This window comes from Paenibacillus sp. sptzw28, from assembly GCF_019550795.1.
GTDB lineage: Bacteria > Bacillota > Bacilli > Paenibacillales > Paenibacillaceae > Paenibacillus_Z.
The window spans coordinates 1,895,806-1,915,308 of sequence record NZ_CP080545.1 but is presented as its reverse complement, the minus strand read 5'-3'; the positions used below and the strand labels follow the sequence as shown (position 1 = coordinate 1,915,308).

The window sequence follows — 19,503 nt, the reverse complement described above, 5'->3', positions numbered from 1 at the left end:
GCGAAGGAGCATTACGCATTGACATGGAGGTTATGAAATGGGAGCAGAGCTGCTCATTCAACTACTCATGCTCATCGTGATGATCATCGGGCTGGCAAGCGGTTCAGGGAAATCATAATGCATTAAAACCGGAAGCGCATCTGACTGCGCTTCCGGTTTTTTTCTGCTGCTTCAGTGATTCAATCGTTTCAGAGAGACGGTTTCACTCCCGACTCAGTAAGCGGCAACGCCGAGCTGATTAATCGTCTCTTCGATAAAGAACGGTTCATCTTCCGGCGTGCGCGAAGTAATGAGATTCTCGTCAACAACGACGGCTTTATCGATAAACCGGCCGCCTGCGTCGTTGATTTCGGCATGAAGCTCGGGAAATGCCGTCAAGTTGCGTCCATCCAGCAGCTGAGCTTTAGCAAGAAGCTGCGGCCCGTGGCAGATCGCCGCGATCGTTTTTCCTTCTTTGTCCATTTTCTGTATAAATTCGATGATGTGCTCACTGTCCAGCAAATGCGACGGCGACCCGCCCCCGGGAATTATTACCGCATCGTAGTCAGCCGGATCCGCTTCTGCCGCGGATAAATGAGAGGTGTATGAGACCGTACCATTCTTACCGGTTAGCTCAGCACCTTTCGTAAGGCCGATGATGACCGCTTCGTGACCGTTTTTCACGATAGCTTCGTAAGGATTTTTCATTTCAGAATCTTCGAAATCGTTCGCGAGCAAGAAAGCTACCCTCTTCGCATGTTCCATCATGAAAGGTTCACTTCCTTTCGATTTTTTTTACAAACGGCCTGCACCGCCCAGCAGGCTTATTTTCTATTACCCATTCTGCTACCCCATGAGACGCTGAAAACATAAATAAGCTCCTCGCGCCGAAGAAAGCAGGCTGGCGCGAGGAGCTTAAAGTTACAAATATTTGACCGATTTGATCTCGAAAGGCTTGAACGATAATCGAATTATGCCGTCTTTAATTTCGAGCGGCTCCAGTTCATCCTCAAGCAAGTTAATTACATAGGCTTTAACCGCAGATTCCGGCAAACGGAACAATACCGTATCCCGGCTCCCGGTAGATTCGTAGAAGCGGACAATGGTGCCTTCTCCTGCTTCCGCCTCTTTAACCGTATCAAGCACCGCCGAGCGGCTCTCAAACTGAATGAGAGATTGCTTGCTTGGCAGCCTGTCTTTGCCGGCAACTTCAGCTTCATTCCCCGCCGGAGCAGGAACCACGGTTACAGGGTGGTTAAGCTCCGCGGCCCTGCGGACAACCTCCGCTCCACGCCAATCCTGCTCGTGCGGATACAAGGAGTACGTGAATTCATGTTCGCCTTGATCGGCGGTGACATCCGGCCATTTCGGCGAGCGCAGCAGGGATAACCGGAGCGTATTCCCTTTGATATCATAGCCGTACTTGCAATCATTGAGCAGGCTGACGCCGTAGCCGCCTTCGGACATATCGGCCCAGCGGTGGCCGCAAACCTCAAACTGGGCTTGCTCCCAGCTTGTGTTGTTATGGGTTGGCCGTTCAAGGGCACCGAATGGAATTTCATAGGCAGCTTTATTCGCAACCACATCAACCGGGAATGCAACCTTGAGTAATTTATGATCCTCGTTCCACAGCACGCGGGTTTTGAAATCGACGCGCTTCTGATGATGGTAAATGATGATGTCCTGCGCGATGGCGGAGTTGTTTAACAGCCACTCGAATCTTAGCACATCGGCTGCCTTGCCTTTGGAGACGAGCTCCTTCTTGACCAGTTCAACTTCGCCGGCACGCTGTGACTCAAACCGGGGATCGATATCCCAGGCATCCCAGGAGAGCGGCTTATCGTGGAAAAATTGCAGCTCATTGGCGATCGACCCGGCGGGCAGAAGCTCGCGACCCGCGGTTTTGTCCAGCCAGCGCGTAATCTCCCCCTTGGAATTGAATTCAAGCCGGTACTGTTCCGTTTCCCACGCGTCACCCAGCACATTGCTTGCAGGATTTGCGGTCGAAACGACGTGGCCTGCAGCTGAATCCTCTGATTCTCTCAGCCAAATCGTCGTGTAGCCGAAGGCGGGAATTGACGGAACTTTTACCGACAGCGTATACCTGCCTGAAGTCGGATCATCGCAGTGGACATCGCTTTGCAGACGATTTCCCGCATGATCGAATGCACTTAGGCTGCGAGCTTCGGCGTCACCGTCGATCGTTACCACTTCAGTCCGGTTCCAGCCGAGACTGTTGAACACGACATAAGGCGTTCCTTCTCCTGCAGTCGATACTTGCGCCGCGATCGTGCGCAGCGACTGTTCTTCGCATTCTTTCCCCAGCCTGAATATCTGCTCATACTCAGTTGCCGACGTTACATAGGTCTCCGTGATCGCAGTACCCGGAATGATGTCATGGAACTGGTTGAGCAGAATCAGCTTCCAGCCTTCGCGAAGAGCCTCTCGGCCGAAGTTTGCCTGTTCCCCGGCCAGATACGGGGCCGCCATACGGCTCCAAATCTCCGCCTCGCGGTAAAGCACCTCCGCCTTGCGGTTGCTGCGTTTGTTTCGCGCATGCGTTGTATAGGTTCCGCGATGCAGCTCCAAATATAAGTCGCCGTGCCACTGTGGCAGCGTATCGCCGATTTTGCCGACTTCTTCAAAGAAAGCCGCCGCCGTGCTGAACCTGCTCTCCGGCAAACCCGGCATGAGAGGAGAACGCTGAGTGAATTCGATCATTTCGCGTGTAACTCCGCCTCCGCCGTCTCCATGCCCGTAAAGTAGCATCAGCTCATCGAGCTTGTCCTTCTGACGAAACTCTTGCCAGTGCTCCTGAATATCGCCCGGTCTTGTATGCTCGTTTAAGCCATGGTTCAAGTACGAAACAATGGACGTTCCGTCAATGCCTACCCAGTGGAACAGCTCGTAAGGGAACTTGTTGGTATCGTTCCAATTCAATTTCGTCGTCATAAAATAATCAATGCCCGCAAGCTTTAACATTTGCGGAAGCGAAGCGCAGTAACCGAACGTATCCGGCAGCCATTCGATTTGGGAGGTCTTGCCGAATTCTTCCTGGTAGAAGTTTTGCCCGTAAAGCATTTGGCGCACCAGAGACTCTCCGCTTGGAATATTTAAATCCGGCTCTACCCACATGCCGCCGACCAATTCCCAGCGGCCTTCGGCGATTCGCGCTTTGATCTTCTCATATAAGGCAGGATCGTGTTCCTTCGCGAACGCATACAGCAGCGGCTGGCTCTGTGAATAGATGAAATCGGGATACTCATCCATCAGTGTCGTCATCGTAGAGAATGTACGACTGACCTTGCGGACGGTTTCCCGTACAGGCCATAACCAGGCGACATCGATATGCGATTGGCCCACCATATGCATTAATCCGTAGGCGCGCTGTTCCGGCGCCAATGCTTGAATGCGTTCCTTCAACCCTTCCTCCGCCGACTGCAGCCATTCTCCGTCATTGAAGCGGCTTTCAAGAAAGGGCTCCGTTTCTTCCATCGTTTCATACAAGGCGCTCATCATCCTCGACCGGAGCAGATCCTTCTCGGGAAGCTGAAGCATCGCTTCATAGGCAACCTTGACGCTGTATAACAAACTCTGCAGCGGCTTGTTGACACGTACGAGCCGGATCGAAAAGCTGTGAACCGGCGGGTTGATCGTAGCTTGCGCATTTAACGGATCGACCGGTTCCGGAATCGGATCGTACAGCTCGATTTCAAGCAGCGGATTATTGCCGATTGCGCTTAAGAACAGCGGGACGAATGGGTGGTTCCGGTCGAGACCGTGATAGGACGCGCCGTTTACTCTAAGCAGACCTTCTCCTCCGCCCTCGGCGAGCAGACCAATCGAACCCGATCCCCAATGATGCGGAATTTCAATTTGTTTCTTCAGGAAATAAGTGACGCCATGCTTGCCGTCCAGCCGGTCTGTCGTGTAGAGGCCGTCCCCGTCCGGATAAAATTGATATTCACCCGGCGTGATATAACGGGCTTTCCGCATTTCCAGGTCGCGTACCGGCACCTCTTCGAGCCATTGTTTATGAGATAAGTGCTTGATAAATCTAAGAATACGATACATATGGTTACACCTCGTTCTTAACGATTAAAGACGCTGTAATGAAATCCTCGGAGTTTCTTCCGACCATGATGCGGAATTCTCCCTCTTCGACAACCGGCCGGAGCTGCTGGTCGAACAGCTGCAAATGCTCCTTCGCAAGCGTAAAGGCAACCTTCCTTGTCTCGCCCGGTTCGAGCGTCACCTTGCGGAAGCCTTTCAGCTCTTTCACAGGCCGGGTGACGGAGCTCACCTTATCGGAGACATACAGCTGCACCACTTCCGTGCCTGCGACAGCTCCAGTATTCGTAACGTTCACCGTCACGGTCGCTTCCCCATCCGCAGGGATGAGCTCCGGAGAAACAGTCAATCCGTCGTAGTCGAAGGACGTATAGCTTAAGCCGAAACCAAACGGATAACGGGGCTTCACATCGGTTTCCAAATACCGTTTGCCCCTGCTTCTCTTGGCGTTGTAGTAAACGGGCAGCTGGCCGACGTCTTTGGGTACGGAAACGGTCAATCGGCCGGAAGGATTGTAATCGCCGAACAAGATATCGGCAATAGCGTTGCCGCCTTCCTGCCCCGGATACCATGCTTCGATAATCGCATGCGCATGCTCGTCAATCCACGGCTCTACAATCTGACGGCCATTGATATACACGATAATAACAGGTTTCCCTAACTTGTGAATTTCTTGCGCCAATTCCAGCTGAACGCCGAGCAAATGAAGGCCGGTCCGGTCAATGCCTTCGCCGCATTCCATATCGCTCCACGAATGCTCTGTTACGACGGAAGCGCCCGTTCGCAGATCGATCGTACCTTCGCCGAAATCCCGTGCGCTTGATCCGCCAAGCGCCAGCACGACAACGTCGGCTTGTGCGGCGCAATCGAGCGCCCGCTCGAATCCCTCTCTGGAATCCCCTTTGATCCGGCATCCCGGCGCATATAGAATTCGGTCATCACCGCCGCCTAATTTATTGACTATACCGTCCAATAACGTGACAACCTGCTGACGAGCCTGCGGAGACGTATAATCGCCAAGCTGGTTGTAAATATGATTCGCGTTCGGTCCGATCACGGCAATCTTGCCTTTTTCCTTATCAAGAGGAAGAGCGCCGCCGTCATTTTTCAATAAAACGATCCCTTCGCGGGCAACCTGGCGCGCAAGTTCAACATGCTCATGACTGCCTATGATTTCCGCCGCTTGACGAGGATCGACATACGGCCGTTCAAACAATCCGAGGAGAAACTTGATCTCCAGTACGCGTTTTACGGCAGTATCGAGCTCATCCTCAGTAACGGTCTTGTTCTCCAGTGCCGAAAGAAGGTGCTTTCCGAACATTTCGCCCGACATCTCCATGTCGACCCCGGCTTTCAGGGAGATAGCGGCCGCTTCCTCGCCGTCCTCCGCTATATCATGGCCGTAGGCTAACATATTGATAGCGCCGCAGTCCGTAATGACGAACCCGTCAAAGCCCCATTCGTTCCTGAGCAGCTGCTGCAGCAAATATTCGCTTGATGTGCAAGGAACGCCGTCTATCTCGTTGTAAGCGGTCATAACGGAAAGAGCTCCAGCCTCGACCCCTTTACGAAACGGGAGAAGATCGTTCTCATGCAGTTCGCGCAGGCCCATATGAACAGGGCCCGCATTCCGTCCGCCTTCCGAGCTTCCGTAAGCCACAAAATGCTTCAATGTTGCAATAACACTGGTGTCGCTGTCAAGCCTCTCGCCCTGAAGTCCCTGCACGGCAGCTACTGCAAACTCACCGATCATATACGGATCTTCGCCGAAGCACTCCTCTGTCCGTCCCCAACGGGGGTCCCGGACAACATCCAGTACGGGAGAATAGGTTGCGCTGCCGCCTTGAGCGCGGGTCTCGGCTGCAACGGCGCGGCACATTTCCCGGTACAGGTCGATATTCCACGTGCTGCCAAGCAGAATCGGTACCGGAAATACAGTCGCGCCAATCGCCATATGTCCGTGCGAGCATTCCTCTCCGAACAGAATCGGAATTCCGAGCCGCGAATACTCAATCGCATAGCGCTGAATCTCATTAACCGCATGAGCGCCCTCTTCGGGTGACAGTCCGTTCTCAAGCGTAACCTCGGTCCATGGGTCTGCACGCAGCACGCCGTATAATGAACCTACGCCGCCGTTTGCAACCTGTTTCTTGAAGTCTTCATCAAGTGAAATTGTACCATTATCCTTGTGGTACGTCTTCCAGCCGAACGGTTGAATTAATTGTCCGATTTTCTCTTCAACCGTCATCAAGGCAAGCAGGCTCTTCGCCCGTTCCGCCGCCGGCAGCGACGAGTCCCTGTAATCCATACTTTCTCTCCTTTGTATGTCCAAAGACAAGCAGGAGGAAGTAAACCCGAAGGTTATACTTCCTCTTCCGCTGGTCAATCGTTATTTTTTCTGAATCGCGTCCTGATAGATCTGAATATATTTCGTCAGGTTCAGACCGTCAAAGCCTTTCACATAAGCATCCCAGTCTTTATCGATGTCTTTGTTCCCGATAATGAACTGAGCCATGCTGTTTGTTACATAATCCTTGACAGATGTCGTCAGTTGGGCTGCGCTATCGGTGTCATCCGGACGTATCCAGGAAGCTGCCGGATAGTATTCTTTTGGAGCGTACGGCTCATATTCCTTCGTCGCACGCGCCAAACGCGTTTCGTAGCCTTTCGAACTGAGCGGATCCTGCGAATAAGCGAACATTTCGCGGAATTCCTTGGACATATTTTTTGGACCCATCAGCGACCAGCTGTCGTTTCTAACCACGTTGTCAGGCAGCTTCTTCAGTCTCTCAAAGCTGTATTTCGCCGGCTGTCCCCAGATGTTCTTCTCGCCCGGCTGCGCTTTGGTCCAGCCGATTCCTTCCGTCGGTCCGTATTCGCTGTACAAAGCGCCTTCTTCGCTGTACGCATAGTCGGCGATTTTGATCGCCGCAATTTGCTGCGCTTCGCTTGCTTTGTTCGTGATCGTCATTTCGAACTCGCCGAGACCCTGCGAAACGCCGGCAAGCTGAACGCCGTTCGGCCCTTTAAGCGGCGGTACGATGACCCAGTGCTTGTGGCGGGTTATTTTATCGTCCCCAACGTTAAGCAGATAGCTGAGCAGCGCAGTGGTAATGGAGCCGACGATTTCATCGCCTTGGCGGTTGCCGAGCTGTCCGATAGCCTGATCGTTCTGCGTAAACGCAGCAGGGTCGATCAAGCCTTCCTTATACAGCTTGTGCATGTAGGCGAGGCCTTCCTTCCACTCCGGCTTGTTTGCCGCGAAATCGACCTTGCCGTCCTTAACCGTCAAATACTTATCGTTGTCGTTATAGATAAAGGAGTTCATCAGGAATGCGTCGATGTTTCCGTTCCAAACATATTTGTTTGGAGCGCCCGTGAGCGGGATTTCGTCCGCTTTCTTATTGCCGTTCGGATCTTGCGTTTTGAAGGCTTTCAGAACGGTGTACAATTCGTCCGTCGTCGTCGGTACCTTCAAACCGAGCTTGTCCAGCCACTCTTTGTTCATCCAGTACTTCTGCGAGTACGTGCAGTGGTAGCACTCATTGAGGCGGGGAAGCCCGTAAATGTTGCCGTCCGGCGATGTAATAGCGTCTTTGAAATACGGCTTCTCATCCATCACCTTCTTGATATTCGGTGCGTATTTATCGATCAGGTCGTTGAGCGGAATGAATACGCCTTGCTTGCTGTAGGTCTGGATGTCCGTATTGTTGAACTTGCCTTCCAGGAATACTTCCGGATAGTCGCCGCTTGCCAGAAGCAGCTGCCTGCGGTCCTTCAAAGCGTCAGCGGGAGCAAGGTCCCATTTAATATTAACGTTGAACTTCTTTTCAATCAATTTTGTATAATCGTTGTCTTGCAATGGTGCTTTACCTTGAGGCGCAAAGAAAGTGATATCCACGGGCGCTGCAGGTTGTTCGCTGCCAGTATTGCCTGTCTCTTTATTACTTCCAGTGCCGCCGGTGGTTGTATTACCGGTTTTATTGCCCGAGCAAGCTGAAAGCACAATACTGCTGATCAACACAATTACAAGCGTTAGCCACAATGACCTTTTCAAAACAGACTCCTCCTTAATATTTACCCTAAAAGTTTGGAATATCTGTAATACTGTGAAGCCATGATGCAGTGGTGCTGTGGTCCGGTACTACCTTCTCTTCGGCCATCACCTCCATACAGAGTTTACATAGGCTTAATTTAACCTTTCAAGGAACCGATCATGACACCCTTGACAAAATGCTTCTGCACGAAAGGATACATAATCATGACAGGAACGCATGCAACTACTATGAGCGCGTACTTGAGCACCTGCTCGAAGCCCTGGTCCCTGAGCTTCTGCGCCGTGTTCGCCAGCATTTCCGGATCGGCCGCGTTCAGGATAAGCATGTTTCGCAGTACGTACTGCAGAGGGAACAAATTCTCAGACCGCAAATAGATCAAAGCGTCGAAATAAGCGTTCCAATGTCCGACCGCGTACATAAGCGTCATGACGGCGATAATCGGTTTGGACAAAGGAAGCACGATGCTGATCAGGTAGCGTGAATCCCGGGCACCGTCTATTTGCGCCGCTTCCGCGAGCTCTTCCGGAATGGAGGTCTGGAAGAAGGTCCTGGCCACGATGACCTGAAAGACCGATAGCGCTCCAGGCAGCCACAAGGCCCAGCGGGTATCCAGCATATGAAGGTTTTTAACGAGCAAATAGGTAGGAATCAGCCCGCCGTCAAAGAACAGGGTGAACATCATCATCATCATAATGATCTTGCGTCCGACAAACCCTTTTTGAGCCAGCGGGAACGCAAGAAGCACCGTAAACAAGACGTTAATGAATGTTCCGACAACTGTATAGATAATACTGTTCCAGTAACCGAGCATCAGCTGCGAGCTTTGAAAAATCGACTTATACGCTTTAAACGACAGTTCGACCGGTAACAGCCAGACCTGGCCGGATACGACCGCGTTGGGAGAGCTGAACGACGAACTGAGAATGTAGATCAGCGGATATAAGACCGTTAGCATGATCGCTGAAAGCAGCAGATAGATGACACCGAGAAGAACACGGTCGCCGAAAGACTCTTTAATTTTGTTTTTATTGAACACAAGTGCCCGCCCCTTTCTACCACAAACTCGTTTCCGAAACTTTACGGGCAAAGAAATTTACCGTCAACAGCAAGATAAGGTTAATGACGGAATTAAACAGCCCCACCGCCGCGGAAAAACTGAAGTTCGCTCCGAGTAAACCAACTTTGTAAACGTAGGTGGATATGACCTCGGATGAGCTTGCATTTAGCGGGTTTTGCATCAGATATATTTTTTCAAACCCTACGCCCATCACGCTTCCCAAGCTTAAAATCAACATAATAACTGTGATCGGAATAAGAGAAGGCAAATCGATATGAATGATTTTTTTCCATCTTGACGCTCCGTCGATCCGTGCCGCTTCGTACAGTGAAGGATCGACTCCAGCGAGCGCCGCGATATAAATGATGGACGCGTAACCCATCTCCTGCCAGATGCCGGACCATACGTATATGGATTTGAAATATTCCGGAATCCCCATAAAATTGGTCATCGGCATCCCGAGTAACGTGAAGAAGTGGTCTACGATTCCCACATGCGGTGACAGCATCAGAATAATGATCGAAACCATGACGACCGTTGATATGAAGTGAGGCGCGTAGGTGATCATTTGGACCGAACGCTTGAAGAAGCCCGTTCTGACCTCATTGAGCGCGAGTGCCAGCACGATGGGAACCGGAAAGCCCGCAATCAGGGAATAGAAGCTGATGCCGATCGTATTCTTGATGAGCAGCCAGAAGTTAGGCGAATCGAAAAACTCCTTAAAGTGTTTAAGTCCGACAAAAGGACTGCCCCAAATCCCTTTGATGACATTAAAATCTTTAAACGCGATTTGAACGCCAACCATCGGGATATACTTGAATATCAGCAGGTAAAGCACCGGTAGAAGTACAAGGAGATACAGTTCCCAGTGCCGTTTTACTTTAATTAATGTTTTGCTGCTGTTGCTTTGGTACATCCGCATGTCTCCTTATTTGAATCGAATTTACCGGAACTCAACATTTCCGGCTGCAAATCGATTCTACCTCTCGCCCTTCACTCCATCAATTTGTAAGATTCGTTCATAACACAATTTTCGCACGGGCTAAAAAGACCAAAGTACCTGCGATAAAAGAGATGTATTTCGCCGTTTTTGCATTTTTCATCGACTCATCCTTTTTCGTAATGCAAAAAACCCTTGAAACTACCGCTGGCCGGTTGGTTTCAAGGATTCTTTATCTTTATGCCCTCGCTTCCGATGCCTAAGCGGATTCGCTTCCCTGCTTTCGGTAATCTCGTGGGGATAGTCCCACCACGTTTTTAAAGGCGCGGTTAAAGGAATTGTAGTTGTAATAGCCGACCTCGAGACTGATTTCCTGCATCGATTTATGAGTTTCGGTAAGCATTCTTTTCGCACTGTTCATACGAAGGCCGATAAGGAAATCAACGAAATTCTCGCCGAATTCCTCTTTAAACATTTTGCTCACATTTTTCGCATTCAACTGGAATTTTTCACTCAAATAATCAAGCGAAAGATCCGGATTGGCGAAATTCTCTTCGATATAATTCCGGATATCTCCGATCACGGCCCTGTTGCTGTAAGAATCCCTCAGCGCATGCATATTGTTATACATCGTTTCGAATATGCGGGTGCAGCCGGCCTCCAGCTCGTCCACCGTCTCCCATTGTTTGCCAAGCCCAAGCAGCTCGCCTTGGGTGGATTTCCATATATGGCGATACTCTTTGGACAACTCCAGGAATTCCCGTTCCAAATGCTGCTGCAAAAATTGCATCAGGCTTTTGACTTCTTTACGGGAGGAAAGAGAGCTTCGAATTTGCTCGAACAACAGGCTCAAATGCCGGGTCCACTCGTCATCGGATAAGCGTAACGACTGCGAAAGCGAATAGATCGTATAGAAATATTCATTAATTTCATTCTGCGGCGGTCTCACGCTGTCTTCCGGACAGATAATCCTGTTCGGGCCAAGGACCGCTTTAAACTGCAGCAAATCACCGGCCTTTTCATAGGATTGGCGTATTTCCTCCAGCGTTTCAGCCGAGTCCCCTTGTCCGATCGTTACGGTAAAGCTCAGATTCTGCTCAATCCACCCGCGCACCGACTCGGCAATCGCAACCTGAATTTCTCCCGGGTCCGAATCCTCGGGCGCCCAAATGATGGATGAAAGCCGATTGTCCGCCGTCCACTCCGCCCATACAGCGGCATTATGATTTTGGGCCGTTTCAAGCACCACGATAAACAAAGTAAACTTGAGCAGTGATTGATCGTGCTGGCTGTACATTTGTGTGAAGTTCTGATAACCGTCCATCTCATAGGATTGCACGAAGGCGGTCTTGCCTTCAACCTGGAGGTCGTATTTCTTAAGCTCGGAAATCCATTCACTTTCCTTGATCGGCGCGTTTCCTTCCATAACCTCTTGAAAGCGGTATTTTTTTTGCAAAATCAAATTTTTCTGGTTCTGCATTCGGAATTTCTCTGTTTCTTCCATCAAATGTACCAACGTATTTTGAATAAACCCGAACTCACCCTCGCTCTTTTTCCCGTTCGTCTCATTCTTGAGGGAATTGGTCTGGATGAGCGACACGATCTGCTGGATCGGCTGGTAGTTCCTTCTGGTCACATGGATAACCCATATGACGCCCAGAATTACTGCAGCGAAAGCCAGAATCACCCATACGCTGTAGAAGTTGAGGGCGAACTTGATACCGCCTTTGCTGATAAGTCCGCTTTCCACTTTCCAGCCGGTATAAGGAGAGGTGAATTGTGAGAACACTTCGTTCTTATCGGCTGCCCCTTTGTCATTTCCGAGTAAATTATGACCTTGATTGTCTACCAGACGAACAAAACTGATGTTGGAGTTGTACATCTGGCTAATGGAATTCTTGAGATTGGATAAGCTTACATTAACTACGAAAAAGCCTTGCTTTTGACCTGAATAAGGGACTGCTCTAACCAAGGTAATGACTTTCTTGGGGGCCACATTGGCATAGGCTTTATAATCACGTTCCCCCGTCCATTTATCCGACATTTTTTTGTTCTTATATTGGTCGATGAATTGCAAGTCGGGAAAATCCGAGAGCGCGCTGGAACCGTCACCCAGCACGTAATTATCCTTCAACCTTACGAAATAAACGGAATCAATAATGGGATAATTAAATTTTATATCATCCATGACTTTAAGTGCCTGCATGTTTGCATAAACATCATTGTCTCCAGGGGCGAAAAACCGCGAAACGACCGGGTTGGTGAGAATTTCCCGTACGACCCTGTAATCAATCAGCTTTAAAGTATTGTCAGAGTACCGGATAACCTGTTGGGAGAGAAACTCGTTGGCTTTTATGGCTTCTTTCCGGTTCTGTTCGTTTAAGGTTTGGAAAAACAAAAAAAACAATATCATCGTGATGCCGAAAAAAGCGGGGAGATAGGAAAACAGCAGCTGACGAAACCAATTTTTATTCACGTTATAAATCCCCCTTCCCTTTTATGCGCTCTCTCTTTATTATACTTATCCCCAAACATTGTGGACAAGCTTTGCGCATGTATTAGAATTTACCAAAGTGAACCGGCTAACGCCGTCCTTTGGCGGCGGAGTGCGGTTCATTCCGGAGAAATAAAAGCGAAGTATAGTGCAAAATATACTTTCTTATATTTCAAAGAAGCCGGCGAACGTTCATTCGTCGCCAGCTTCTTGGGTGTAAAGCCTAATATTTTACCATAAATAAATTAACTCTCACTGAAACGGAAAACGTGTGCGATCGGCGCCTTTTCAGATAGAACTCCCTGCGGGAGGCGAATAACCAATCCTTCTTCCGAAGAGCGGTATTCGAGGCTCTCTCCGCTGCCGACCAGCTCCACGCCGGTTACCTGCTCCGTATAGGGAACCGTGACATATTCCGTTACCGGAGCGTCCGGGCCCGGATACATATAAGAGCAGTACACCTTGTTTTCTTTACGTGTAAAGGCGCATCTGTCCGTAAAATACGGCGCGCAGATTCGTGTCCCATATACAGCTTCGCCATATGTGTTCATCCAGACTCCGAGTTCCTTGATCCGCTTTACTGCGCCTTCAGGCAGACGTCCGTCCGGCTGCGGTCCCACATTCAAAGCCAGGTTGCCGCCTTTTGCCACAACTTCAAGCAGTATATGAACCAATTGACGCACGGATTTGTATTTATCCTCGTACCTGAACGAGAAGGAGGTGCCCATCGTGATGCAGCTCTCCCACGGTACATTCAGCGGACCGTCCGGAATCGTTTGTTCGGGAGTTACATAATTTTCGTAAGGGCCGCCTACCGTCCTATCCGCTGACAGCAGCCAAGGCTGAAGCTCACGCGCTTTTTCCACAACTTCGCCGAGCTTGATATCCTGGCCGACCCGGCTGCCTTCTCTCACCCAACCGGCATCCAGCCACAGTACATCGATGCGGCCGTATTTGGACATCAATTCCATGATTTGATCATGCGTAAAGCGGACAAAGCTGTCCCACAGCCAGGGATACGCTTCGGGATCGTATGAGGGCCCACGCCACATATCACGTCCCCTCGCCATCCCGGGTGCCCAATAATAGGGTGTATGCCAGTCCGCTTTCGAGAAATAGGTTGCAATGGCAAGTCCCTTGGCACGGAAAGCATCAAAGAGGTTTCTGCATATGTCAGCGTATTTGTGCGTGTGAAAAGGTGTTTCGGGACCGGTGATCCGATAATCCGTCGTATGTGTGTCCCACATGCAAAATCCGTCATGGTGCTTGGTAGTAAAAATCAGATACTTGAATCCGCCTTCGGCAGCCAGCTCCGCCCATAATTCCGGCTGAAAACGAATAGGATTAAACGTACGGTTAAGGCCGAAATATTGACGCTTGAATTCCTCGCTGTCCTGCTCCCAATCGATATCGTTGCGGGACCAAACGCCGTCCTCGTCGCTCAGCGCCCATGATTCGACGACCCCAATTTGAGAATAAGGCCCCCAATGCATCATGATTCCGAGCTTCTGATCCTTAAACCATTCCAGGCGCTCCCGGATAAGAGGATTGTCCGGCACAACATAATCGGATTCACTGCTGAAATTGTGGACGCCATTCTCCACTTCCTGGGTTTCATCCCGCTCTTCTTCGTGCGGAGCTGCGGTGTGTTCGCTCATTGAAAAGTTCCTCCCGGCATTACAATTTTTAGTGCGATTTCAACTTAAACACGGCTTTATTCCATCCTACCGCCGCCTGGCTGTCATTCTTAACCTCCGGCGGTGCCAGCACATACATGCGTTCTATCGTCTCACGGTTGTCATAGCCGATTTGCTCGAGAATGGCGGCGATAATAAGCGGCCACTTCTCCTCCGACCCGTCCAGCACCTTTAATGCGAAGGCGATCCTTTCTTTGCGGAGACCGAAGCAGTAGACACCCTTCGCGCCTCCTTTAGCCACAATGTTCGGATCGCGGAGCAAATTCGAACAAATAAACCATGGAGCGGAAATCATCTCGGAATAGTCGTTCATCAAACCCGATATTCGAGTAACGGCTTTTCTAACAGGCTCCGATTCGATTCTGTCCGGGCAAGCGAGCTTCATATACATGACTGCCATGTACCGAAGGGGCATTGCGACGACCGGTAGTCCACAGCCGTCGACGCCGGTATGAATCCGGCCTGAAGGACAGCCTGACAGGGAAGCGACCGCTTCCGCGATTTCCAGCTGCGCCGGATGTCCTAGCTCGCTGTATCCTTGAAGCGGATAGCCTTTGCTTTTGCATAGCGCAAGAATGCCCAAATGCTTACCTGAACAATTATGGTATAGCTTTCTCTTGGGCATATGGCGGAACACCAAGTCGTCCCTTGCCGCCGGGCTGAGTGGGTATGTCGAGCCGCAGGCCAGACTATCCTCTTCAACGCCGATTTTTTGCAGCATCGATTCAAGAGCGGCAACATGATATGATTCGGCTCGGTGAGAAGCCATCATGATGGCTTTGTCCCGGTCCTCAAGGCCGAATTCTTCATCGCAGCCCTGGACGAAAGCCGGAATGGCTTGGATCGGTTTTGCTGCAGAGCGCAGATAGGTGACCCATTCCGGATCTCCGGCGCTTAAGATGACGTTCCCTTCCTCGTTAACCGCGCAAATATGCCCGTAATAAACGTTTTCCAATACTCCGCCGCGGTATTCTTCGACCAGTCTTACCGAAGTCTCTGTTTCCATATCGTCCCTCTTCCCGCTCTGCTTATTACTTACCGGCGCCGAGTCGATTCTCGATCATGCAAGTATAGATGAGTTCCCCGAACAAGCTGTTCGCCCAGGCAAACCAGGGCCTAGTGAATTCACTCGGATTATGGACGCTGAAACCCTCGTGCATGTAACCGGTATCGCCGTCGGTTGCGGTTAACGTTTCGATGATTTCTGCGATTTCCTGCGGATCCGTCGATGTCAGCGCCTGCATACTCAGGGCAATCGGCCATATATATTGCGGAGGGGTATGTGGACTGCCAATTCCTTTGGCATAGCTTCCCTCGTAATAATATGGATTCGATTTGCTCAGAATGAATCGTCTTGTGTTTAAATAGACGGGATCCTCTTTCGTCGTATAGCCGAGATAGGGGATTGAAAGCAGACTCGGCACATTCGCATCGTCCATCAGATTATAATTGCCGAAGCCGTCGGTCTCGTAGGCATATATATCTCCATACACCGGATGACGGTAAATTCCGTAGGTTCGGATGCCATGGTCGATTTCTTCCTTCAGACCCTCCGCCTCTTCTTTAAGCGGCAAATCACCATACACATTAACAGCGATTTCCGCCATGTAGCCCAGGACTACACTGGCGAACATATTGGCCGGAATCAAATAACCGAATGTGCACGCGTCGTCGCTTGGACGGAAGCCCGACCATGTCATGCCGGTATAGTTAACCGGCATCCCCATTCCCTTATTGATCACGGTATCGGTCTTGGGGCCGGTTAACCGGGTAAAGCGGTAAGGCGACTGCTCAAAATGCCTCTGCTCTGCCTGCCACAACCGAATAATTGCCTGCATTGTTTGTTTGTAGGTATCATCGAAGAGCGCAGTGATCCCCGTTTCCTTCCAGTATAAATAACTGAGCTGAATCGGATAACACAACGAATCGATCTCGTATTTTCTTTCCCATGCCCAAGGATTAGGCTCGCTCAGCTCGGTGAGGTCGTCATCATAGCGGTTGTTGTTAGCCGTTTCGTTAAACGCGTTTGCATAAGGATCGATGCCGATGTACATTAGTTGGCGTTTCACGAGCCCCTCGATGATTCGCTGAAGCTCCGGGTCTTTCGCGGCAAGCGGCAAATAATGACGTACTTGAGCACTGGAATCCCGCAGCCACATCGCAGGAATATCTCCGGTAAAAACAAAAGTCGTGCCGTCATTCATCAGACGGGTCGTCGTCTCCAGCGTGTTCGGATAACACTGCTTGAACATATGCAGAAGCTTCGGATTGTGGGCAAGATCCTTCTCCGCCCGCTCAATCACTTCCCGTACAGATTCGGGTAAATTCATTGCAATCACCTTCCTTATAAAAATCACTATTCAGCCCGCAGATCAGAGTTTCTTCTGCAAGGCGTCGTACAATCTGGATCTCGCGAGCGCGACTTTCCCGGTATCGACAACATCCAAGCCCTCATGGACGGCTCTGACTCCCGTTCCGAGGTGGACCTCGGATACGCCTGATGCGTGCACGAAGGATTCCAGGGAGGGGATTGTGAGCCCGCTGCCTGCAAGGATCGTTAAACCATGCTGCTCCGCAAGGTTTCTCAGCCGTATAATCTCATCAACGGAATCCAACACACTATTTTGTCCGCCCGAAGTCAGAATATGCCTGATTTGCGGATACCTCGCAATCTCCCTCAGCGCTTCCTCCCGATCGGCAATCCGATCGAAAGCCCTGTGAAAGGTTACCGACAACCCATCCGCTTCCTGCAGCAGGAAACTCATTGCGGAATGATCGACTTTGTTATAAGGTGTCAGAGCGCCGACCACAATTCCGTTCGCTTTCAGGCCCTTGATGCTGCGAATATCTGCGCACATCACGGCAATATCGTTGCTGTCGTAACAAAATGACCGGCTGTGCGGTCTCACCATGACGTGGACAGGGATGGTTAAAGCGCTCAAGACCTCCGAAATCAGACCATGGCTGGGCGTCAAACCACCCTCCGACAGCGCGGAAACCAGCTCTATACGGTCCGCCCCTCCCGCTTCGGCGGCGATTGCGTCAGACAAGCTTTCAGCTATGATCTCAAGCATGCCGTTTCCCCTTGTTTACGTAATAGACGGCAAGCGAACGGATGAACGGTTCTCCGACACTTTGCAGGATGCGAATGCGGATTTCCTTTGTCCGAACAGCCGCGAACGAATCGATTTTTTTGTGACCGATCGCGCTTCCTTTGACAAGCTCAACCCACTCGCCATTTCGCTCCGCTTCCAGCACATAGTCGCGGACACGTTCCCCGAGCTCGATCTTCTCCATGAGAATGACATGGTCAATCTCCGTCTCCGTCTCAAGCCGGACGGTTACAGTTTGTCCTGTTCCGCCTGTCACCGCTAGCGGCTTCGCGTATCTGGATCTGATCTCGTCTCCAAACTCTATGACGCGGACGACTTCTTCCTCCGGGAACAGCCCCCGGTTATCCGGCGCAAGATTAAGGAGCAGCGTTGCACCGTGTCCGACAGAGCGATTATACATATCCATTAACTCTTCGAGCGGACGAAGAGGGGTCTGGTCATTCGGGTGCCAGAACCAGTGATTGCCGCGAATCGGGACCGGGCACTCCGCAGGAACCCAATCCGGCGTTTCCGGAAGCCACGCGGTCATATCGTTCGTGAACATGCTCACTCGTGCTTCAGCAGCGGTATTCCAGCATGGATATGGCGCTATGCCGTCTTCATTGCCTACCCACCGCACCGTCGGGGCTCCCATATTAAAGACCATCGCTTCCGGCTGATATTTTTGAACCAAAGCCATTACTCTGGGCCAGTCGTATTCCCTTCCTTCCGATCCGGCACCGTCAAACCATAATTCGACGAGCGGTCCGTACTGAGTCAGGAGCTCGGTCAATTGGGCGCAGTATAAATCATCGTAAGCTTCCCTGTCCGGATATCTCGGATCATGCCTGTCCCAGGGGGAGAGGTATATCCCGAACAGCAAGCCTTCCTTCCTGCAAGCTTCAGCACATTCGCGGACGACGTCTCCTTGACCGTCCTTCCATGGACTGGATTTGACCGAATAATCGGTCGTATCCGTTTGCCACAGGCAAAATCCGTCATGGTGCTTGGCTGTCAGCATCAAATACGAAAAGCCCGCGCGCTTCGCCGTTCTCGCCCACTGGCCGGCATCAAGCTCTGTCGGATTGAAATTGGCAGGAGTATCCTTGCCTTCTCCCCACTCCCGGTCGCAAAATGTATTCAAACCGAAGTGGCAGAACATTCCCAGCCCCAAGTCCTGCCAGGCAAGCTGCTGCTTCGAAGGCACTGCCAATGGCCTGTCATTCATCAAGGTTTCCTCCCGTTGAATATTTACGCCTGATTCCATAATCTTCGGACATTGTCCATGGCGATTCTCGAGCCGGTTCGACATTCTTCCATGCCTTCGAACTCAATCGAAATATAACCGTCGTAACCGGACTGCTTCACGATCCGCAAAGCTTCGGCGACAGGAATATCTCCTTGCCCGGCTATGGCTCCGCGCAGATAGTTGCCGTATGCCGAACGAAACCAGCCTTCGCCGGGGTTATAAGTCGCGGGACGGCGATAGAAATCCTTGACATGAACCATGGAGGCGAAGGGCACATTATACGTAACGGCGCTTAGCGGATCCTCATCCACGCATAGAAAATTTCCGATATCAAGCGTTGTTTTGAAATTATCGCGGTCGACTTCATGGATCAAACGGCGCACGCGTTCGCTTGCCTGAATATAATAGCCGTGGTTTTCCACGCTCGTAACAATGCCGAATTGCCCGGCATAATCGGCTACCCGCCGGCAAGCGGCGACCAATGCGGGCAAGTCTTTCTCGAATTGCTCGACCGTGGCTTGCGCGGTGGGGCGCGACGCGACGTCGTGGCGCATACGCTTGACGCCCAGATCCCGGGCTACATCGACATGACGCATGGTTGTGAGGATTTCCTGTTCATATTTCTCCGGATCTTCCTGAGCGAAATTAGCGCTGACTGCATAATTCGAAAGCTCAATATTCGCTTTTTCCGCAGCGATGCGGATCTCCTCCACCAGTTCCGGGCGATCGATCAAATCAAACCCTAGAGGCACAATTTCAACATGCTCGCCGCCTTGCCCAGCGACCCAGCGAATAATATCGACTACGGACATTTCCTTGCGGTTAAGGGCGCTCTGCAGGCTGTAAGTGCTTAGTCCAAGCTTCAT

13 protein-coding genes are annotated in these 19,503 nt (G+C 51.0%); all 13 read right to left on the bottom strand.

Annotated features, from left to right (window positions below):
- Window positions 1-213: 213 nt before the first annotated feature.
- Window positions 214-747 (bottom strand): type 1 glutamine amidotransferase domain-containing protein, encoded by a 534-nt coding sequence (locus KZ483_RS08585; protein ID WP_220352238.1) that lies wholly within the window; start codon window positions 745-747, stop codon window positions 214-216.
- A gap of 153 nt (window positions 748-900) precedes the next feature.
- Entirely contained in the window at window positions 901-4,053 is a 3,153-nt protein-coding gene (locus KZ483_RS08580) for an alpha-mannosidase (protein WP_220352237.1), read from the bottom strand.
- Window positions 4,054-4,057: 4 nt separating this feature from the next.
- Window positions 4,058-6,358 carry a glycoside hydrolase family 3 N-terminal domain-containing protein gene (locus KZ483_RS08575; protein WP_220352236.1) on the bottom strand — a complete coding sequence of 767 codons (2,301 nt, stop codon included), beginning with the start codon at window positions 6,356-6,358 and terminating at the stop codon, window positions 4,058-4,060.
- An 81-nt stretch (window positions 6,359-6,439) separates the two neighbouring features.
- Window positions 6,440-8,107 (bottom strand): type 2 periplasmic-binding domain-containing protein, encoded by a 1,668-nt coding sequence (locus tag KZ483_RS08570; protein WP_220352235.1) that lies wholly within the window; start codon window positions 8,105-8,107, stop codon window positions 6,440-6,442.
- Window positions 8,108-8,244: 137 nt separating this feature from the next.
- A complete protein-coding gene (locus KZ483_RS08565) occupies window positions 8,245-9,144 on the bottom strand; it encodes a carbohydrate ABC transporter permease (RefSeq protein WP_258881593.1) in 900 nt (299 codons plus the stop codon).
- 16 nt (window positions 9,145-9,160) lie between these two features.
- Window positions 9,161-10,081, bottom strand: a complete 921-nt coding sequence (locus tag KZ483_RS08560; RefSeq protein ID WP_258881592.1) for an ABC transporter permease — start codon at window positions 10,079-10,081, stop codon at window positions 9,161-9,163.
- Between the two features lie 283 nt (window positions 10,082-10,364).
- On the bottom strand, window positions 10,365-12,581 hold the full coding sequence (locus KZ483_RS08555) for an AraC family transcriptional regulator (protein ID WP_220352233.1): 2,217 nt from the start codon (window positions 12,579-12,581) through the stop codon (window positions 10,365-10,367).
- Window positions 12,582-12,844: 263 nt separating this feature from the next.
- Window positions 12,845-14,257, bottom strand: coding sequence for an alpha-L-fucosidase (locus KZ483_RS08550; RefSeq protein ID WP_220352232.1), 1,413 nt, complete (start codon window positions 14,255-14,257; stop codon window positions 12,845-12,847).
- Window positions 14,258-14,285: 28 nt separating this feature from the next.
- Entirely contained in the window at window positions 14,286-15,302 is a 1,017-nt protein-coding gene (locus KZ483_RS08545) for an asparaginase (protein WP_220352231.1), read from the bottom strand.
- Between the two features lie 25 nt (window positions 15,303-15,327).
- Window positions 15,328-16,626, bottom strand: a complete 1,299-nt coding sequence (locus KZ483_RS08540; RefSeq protein WP_220352230.1) for a glycoside hydrolase family 125 protein — start codon at window positions 16,624-16,626, stop codon at window positions 15,328-15,330.
- Window positions 16,627-16,668: 42 nt separating this feature from the next.
- The gene (locus KZ483_RS08535; RefSeq protein ID WP_220352229.1) at window positions 16,669-17,370 is read right to left on the bottom strand and encodes a copper homeostasis protein CutC; all 702 of its coding nucleotides are present in this window, start codon (window positions 17,368-17,370) and stop codon (window positions 16,669-16,671) included.
- The gene (locus tag KZ483_RS08530; RefSeq protein ID WP_220352228.1) at window positions 17,363-18,616 is read right to left on the bottom strand and encodes an alpha-L-fucosidase; all 1,254 of its coding nucleotides are present in this window, start codon (window positions 18,614-18,616) and stop codon (window positions 17,363-17,365) included. The genes KZ483_RS08535 and KZ483_RS08530 overlap by 8 nt, the downstream gene beginning before the upstream one ends.
- A 23-nt stretch (window positions 18,617-18,639) precedes the next feature.
- Window positions 18,640-19,503, bottom strand: a complete 864-nt coding sequence (locus KZ483_RS08525; protein ID WP_220352227.1) for a sugar phosphate isomerase/epimerase family protein — start codon at window positions 19,501-19,503, stop codon at window positions 18,640-18,642.

Coding starts and splice junctions, on each gene's coding strand:
- KZ483_RS08550 (WP_220352232.1), bottom strand. CDS start 14,257: ATGAGCGAACACACCGCAGCTCCGCACGAAGAAGAGCGGGATGAAACC.
- KZ483_RS08530 (WP_220352228.1), bottom strand. CDS start 18,616: ATGAATGACAGGCCATTGGCAGTGCCTTCGAAGCAGCAGCTTGCCTGG.
- KZ483_RS08575 (WP_220352236.1), bottom strand. CDS start 6,358: ATGGATTACAGGGACTCGTCGCTGCCGGCGGCGGAACGGGCGAAGAGC.
- KZ483_RS08540 (WP_220352230.1), bottom strand. CDS start 16,626: ATGAATTTACCCGAATCTGTACGGGAAGTGATTGAGCGGGCGGAGAAG.
- KZ483_RS08585 (WP_220352238.1), bottom strand. CDS start 747: ATGATGGAACATGCGAAGAGGGTAGCTTTCTTGCTCGCGAACGATTTC.
- KZ483_RS08545 (WP_220352231.1), bottom strand. CDS start 15,302: ATGGAAACAGAGACTTCGGTAAGACTGGTCGAAGAATACCGCGGCGGA.
- KZ483_RS08560 (WP_258881592.1), bottom strand. CDS start 10,081: ATGTACCAAAGCAACAGCAGCAAAACATTAATTAAAGTAAAACGGCAC.
- KZ483_RS08525 (WP_220352227.1), bottom strand. CDS start 19,503: ATGAAGCTTGGACTAAGCACTTACAGCCTGCAGAGCGCCCTTAACCGC.
- KZ483_RS08535 (WP_220352229.1), bottom strand. CDS start 17,370: ATGCTTGAGATCATAGCTGAAAGCTTGTCTGACGCAATCGCCGCCGAA.
- KZ483_RS08580 (WP_220352237.1), bottom strand. CDS start 4,053: ATGTATCGTATTCTTAGATTTATCAAGCACTTATCTCATAAACAATGG.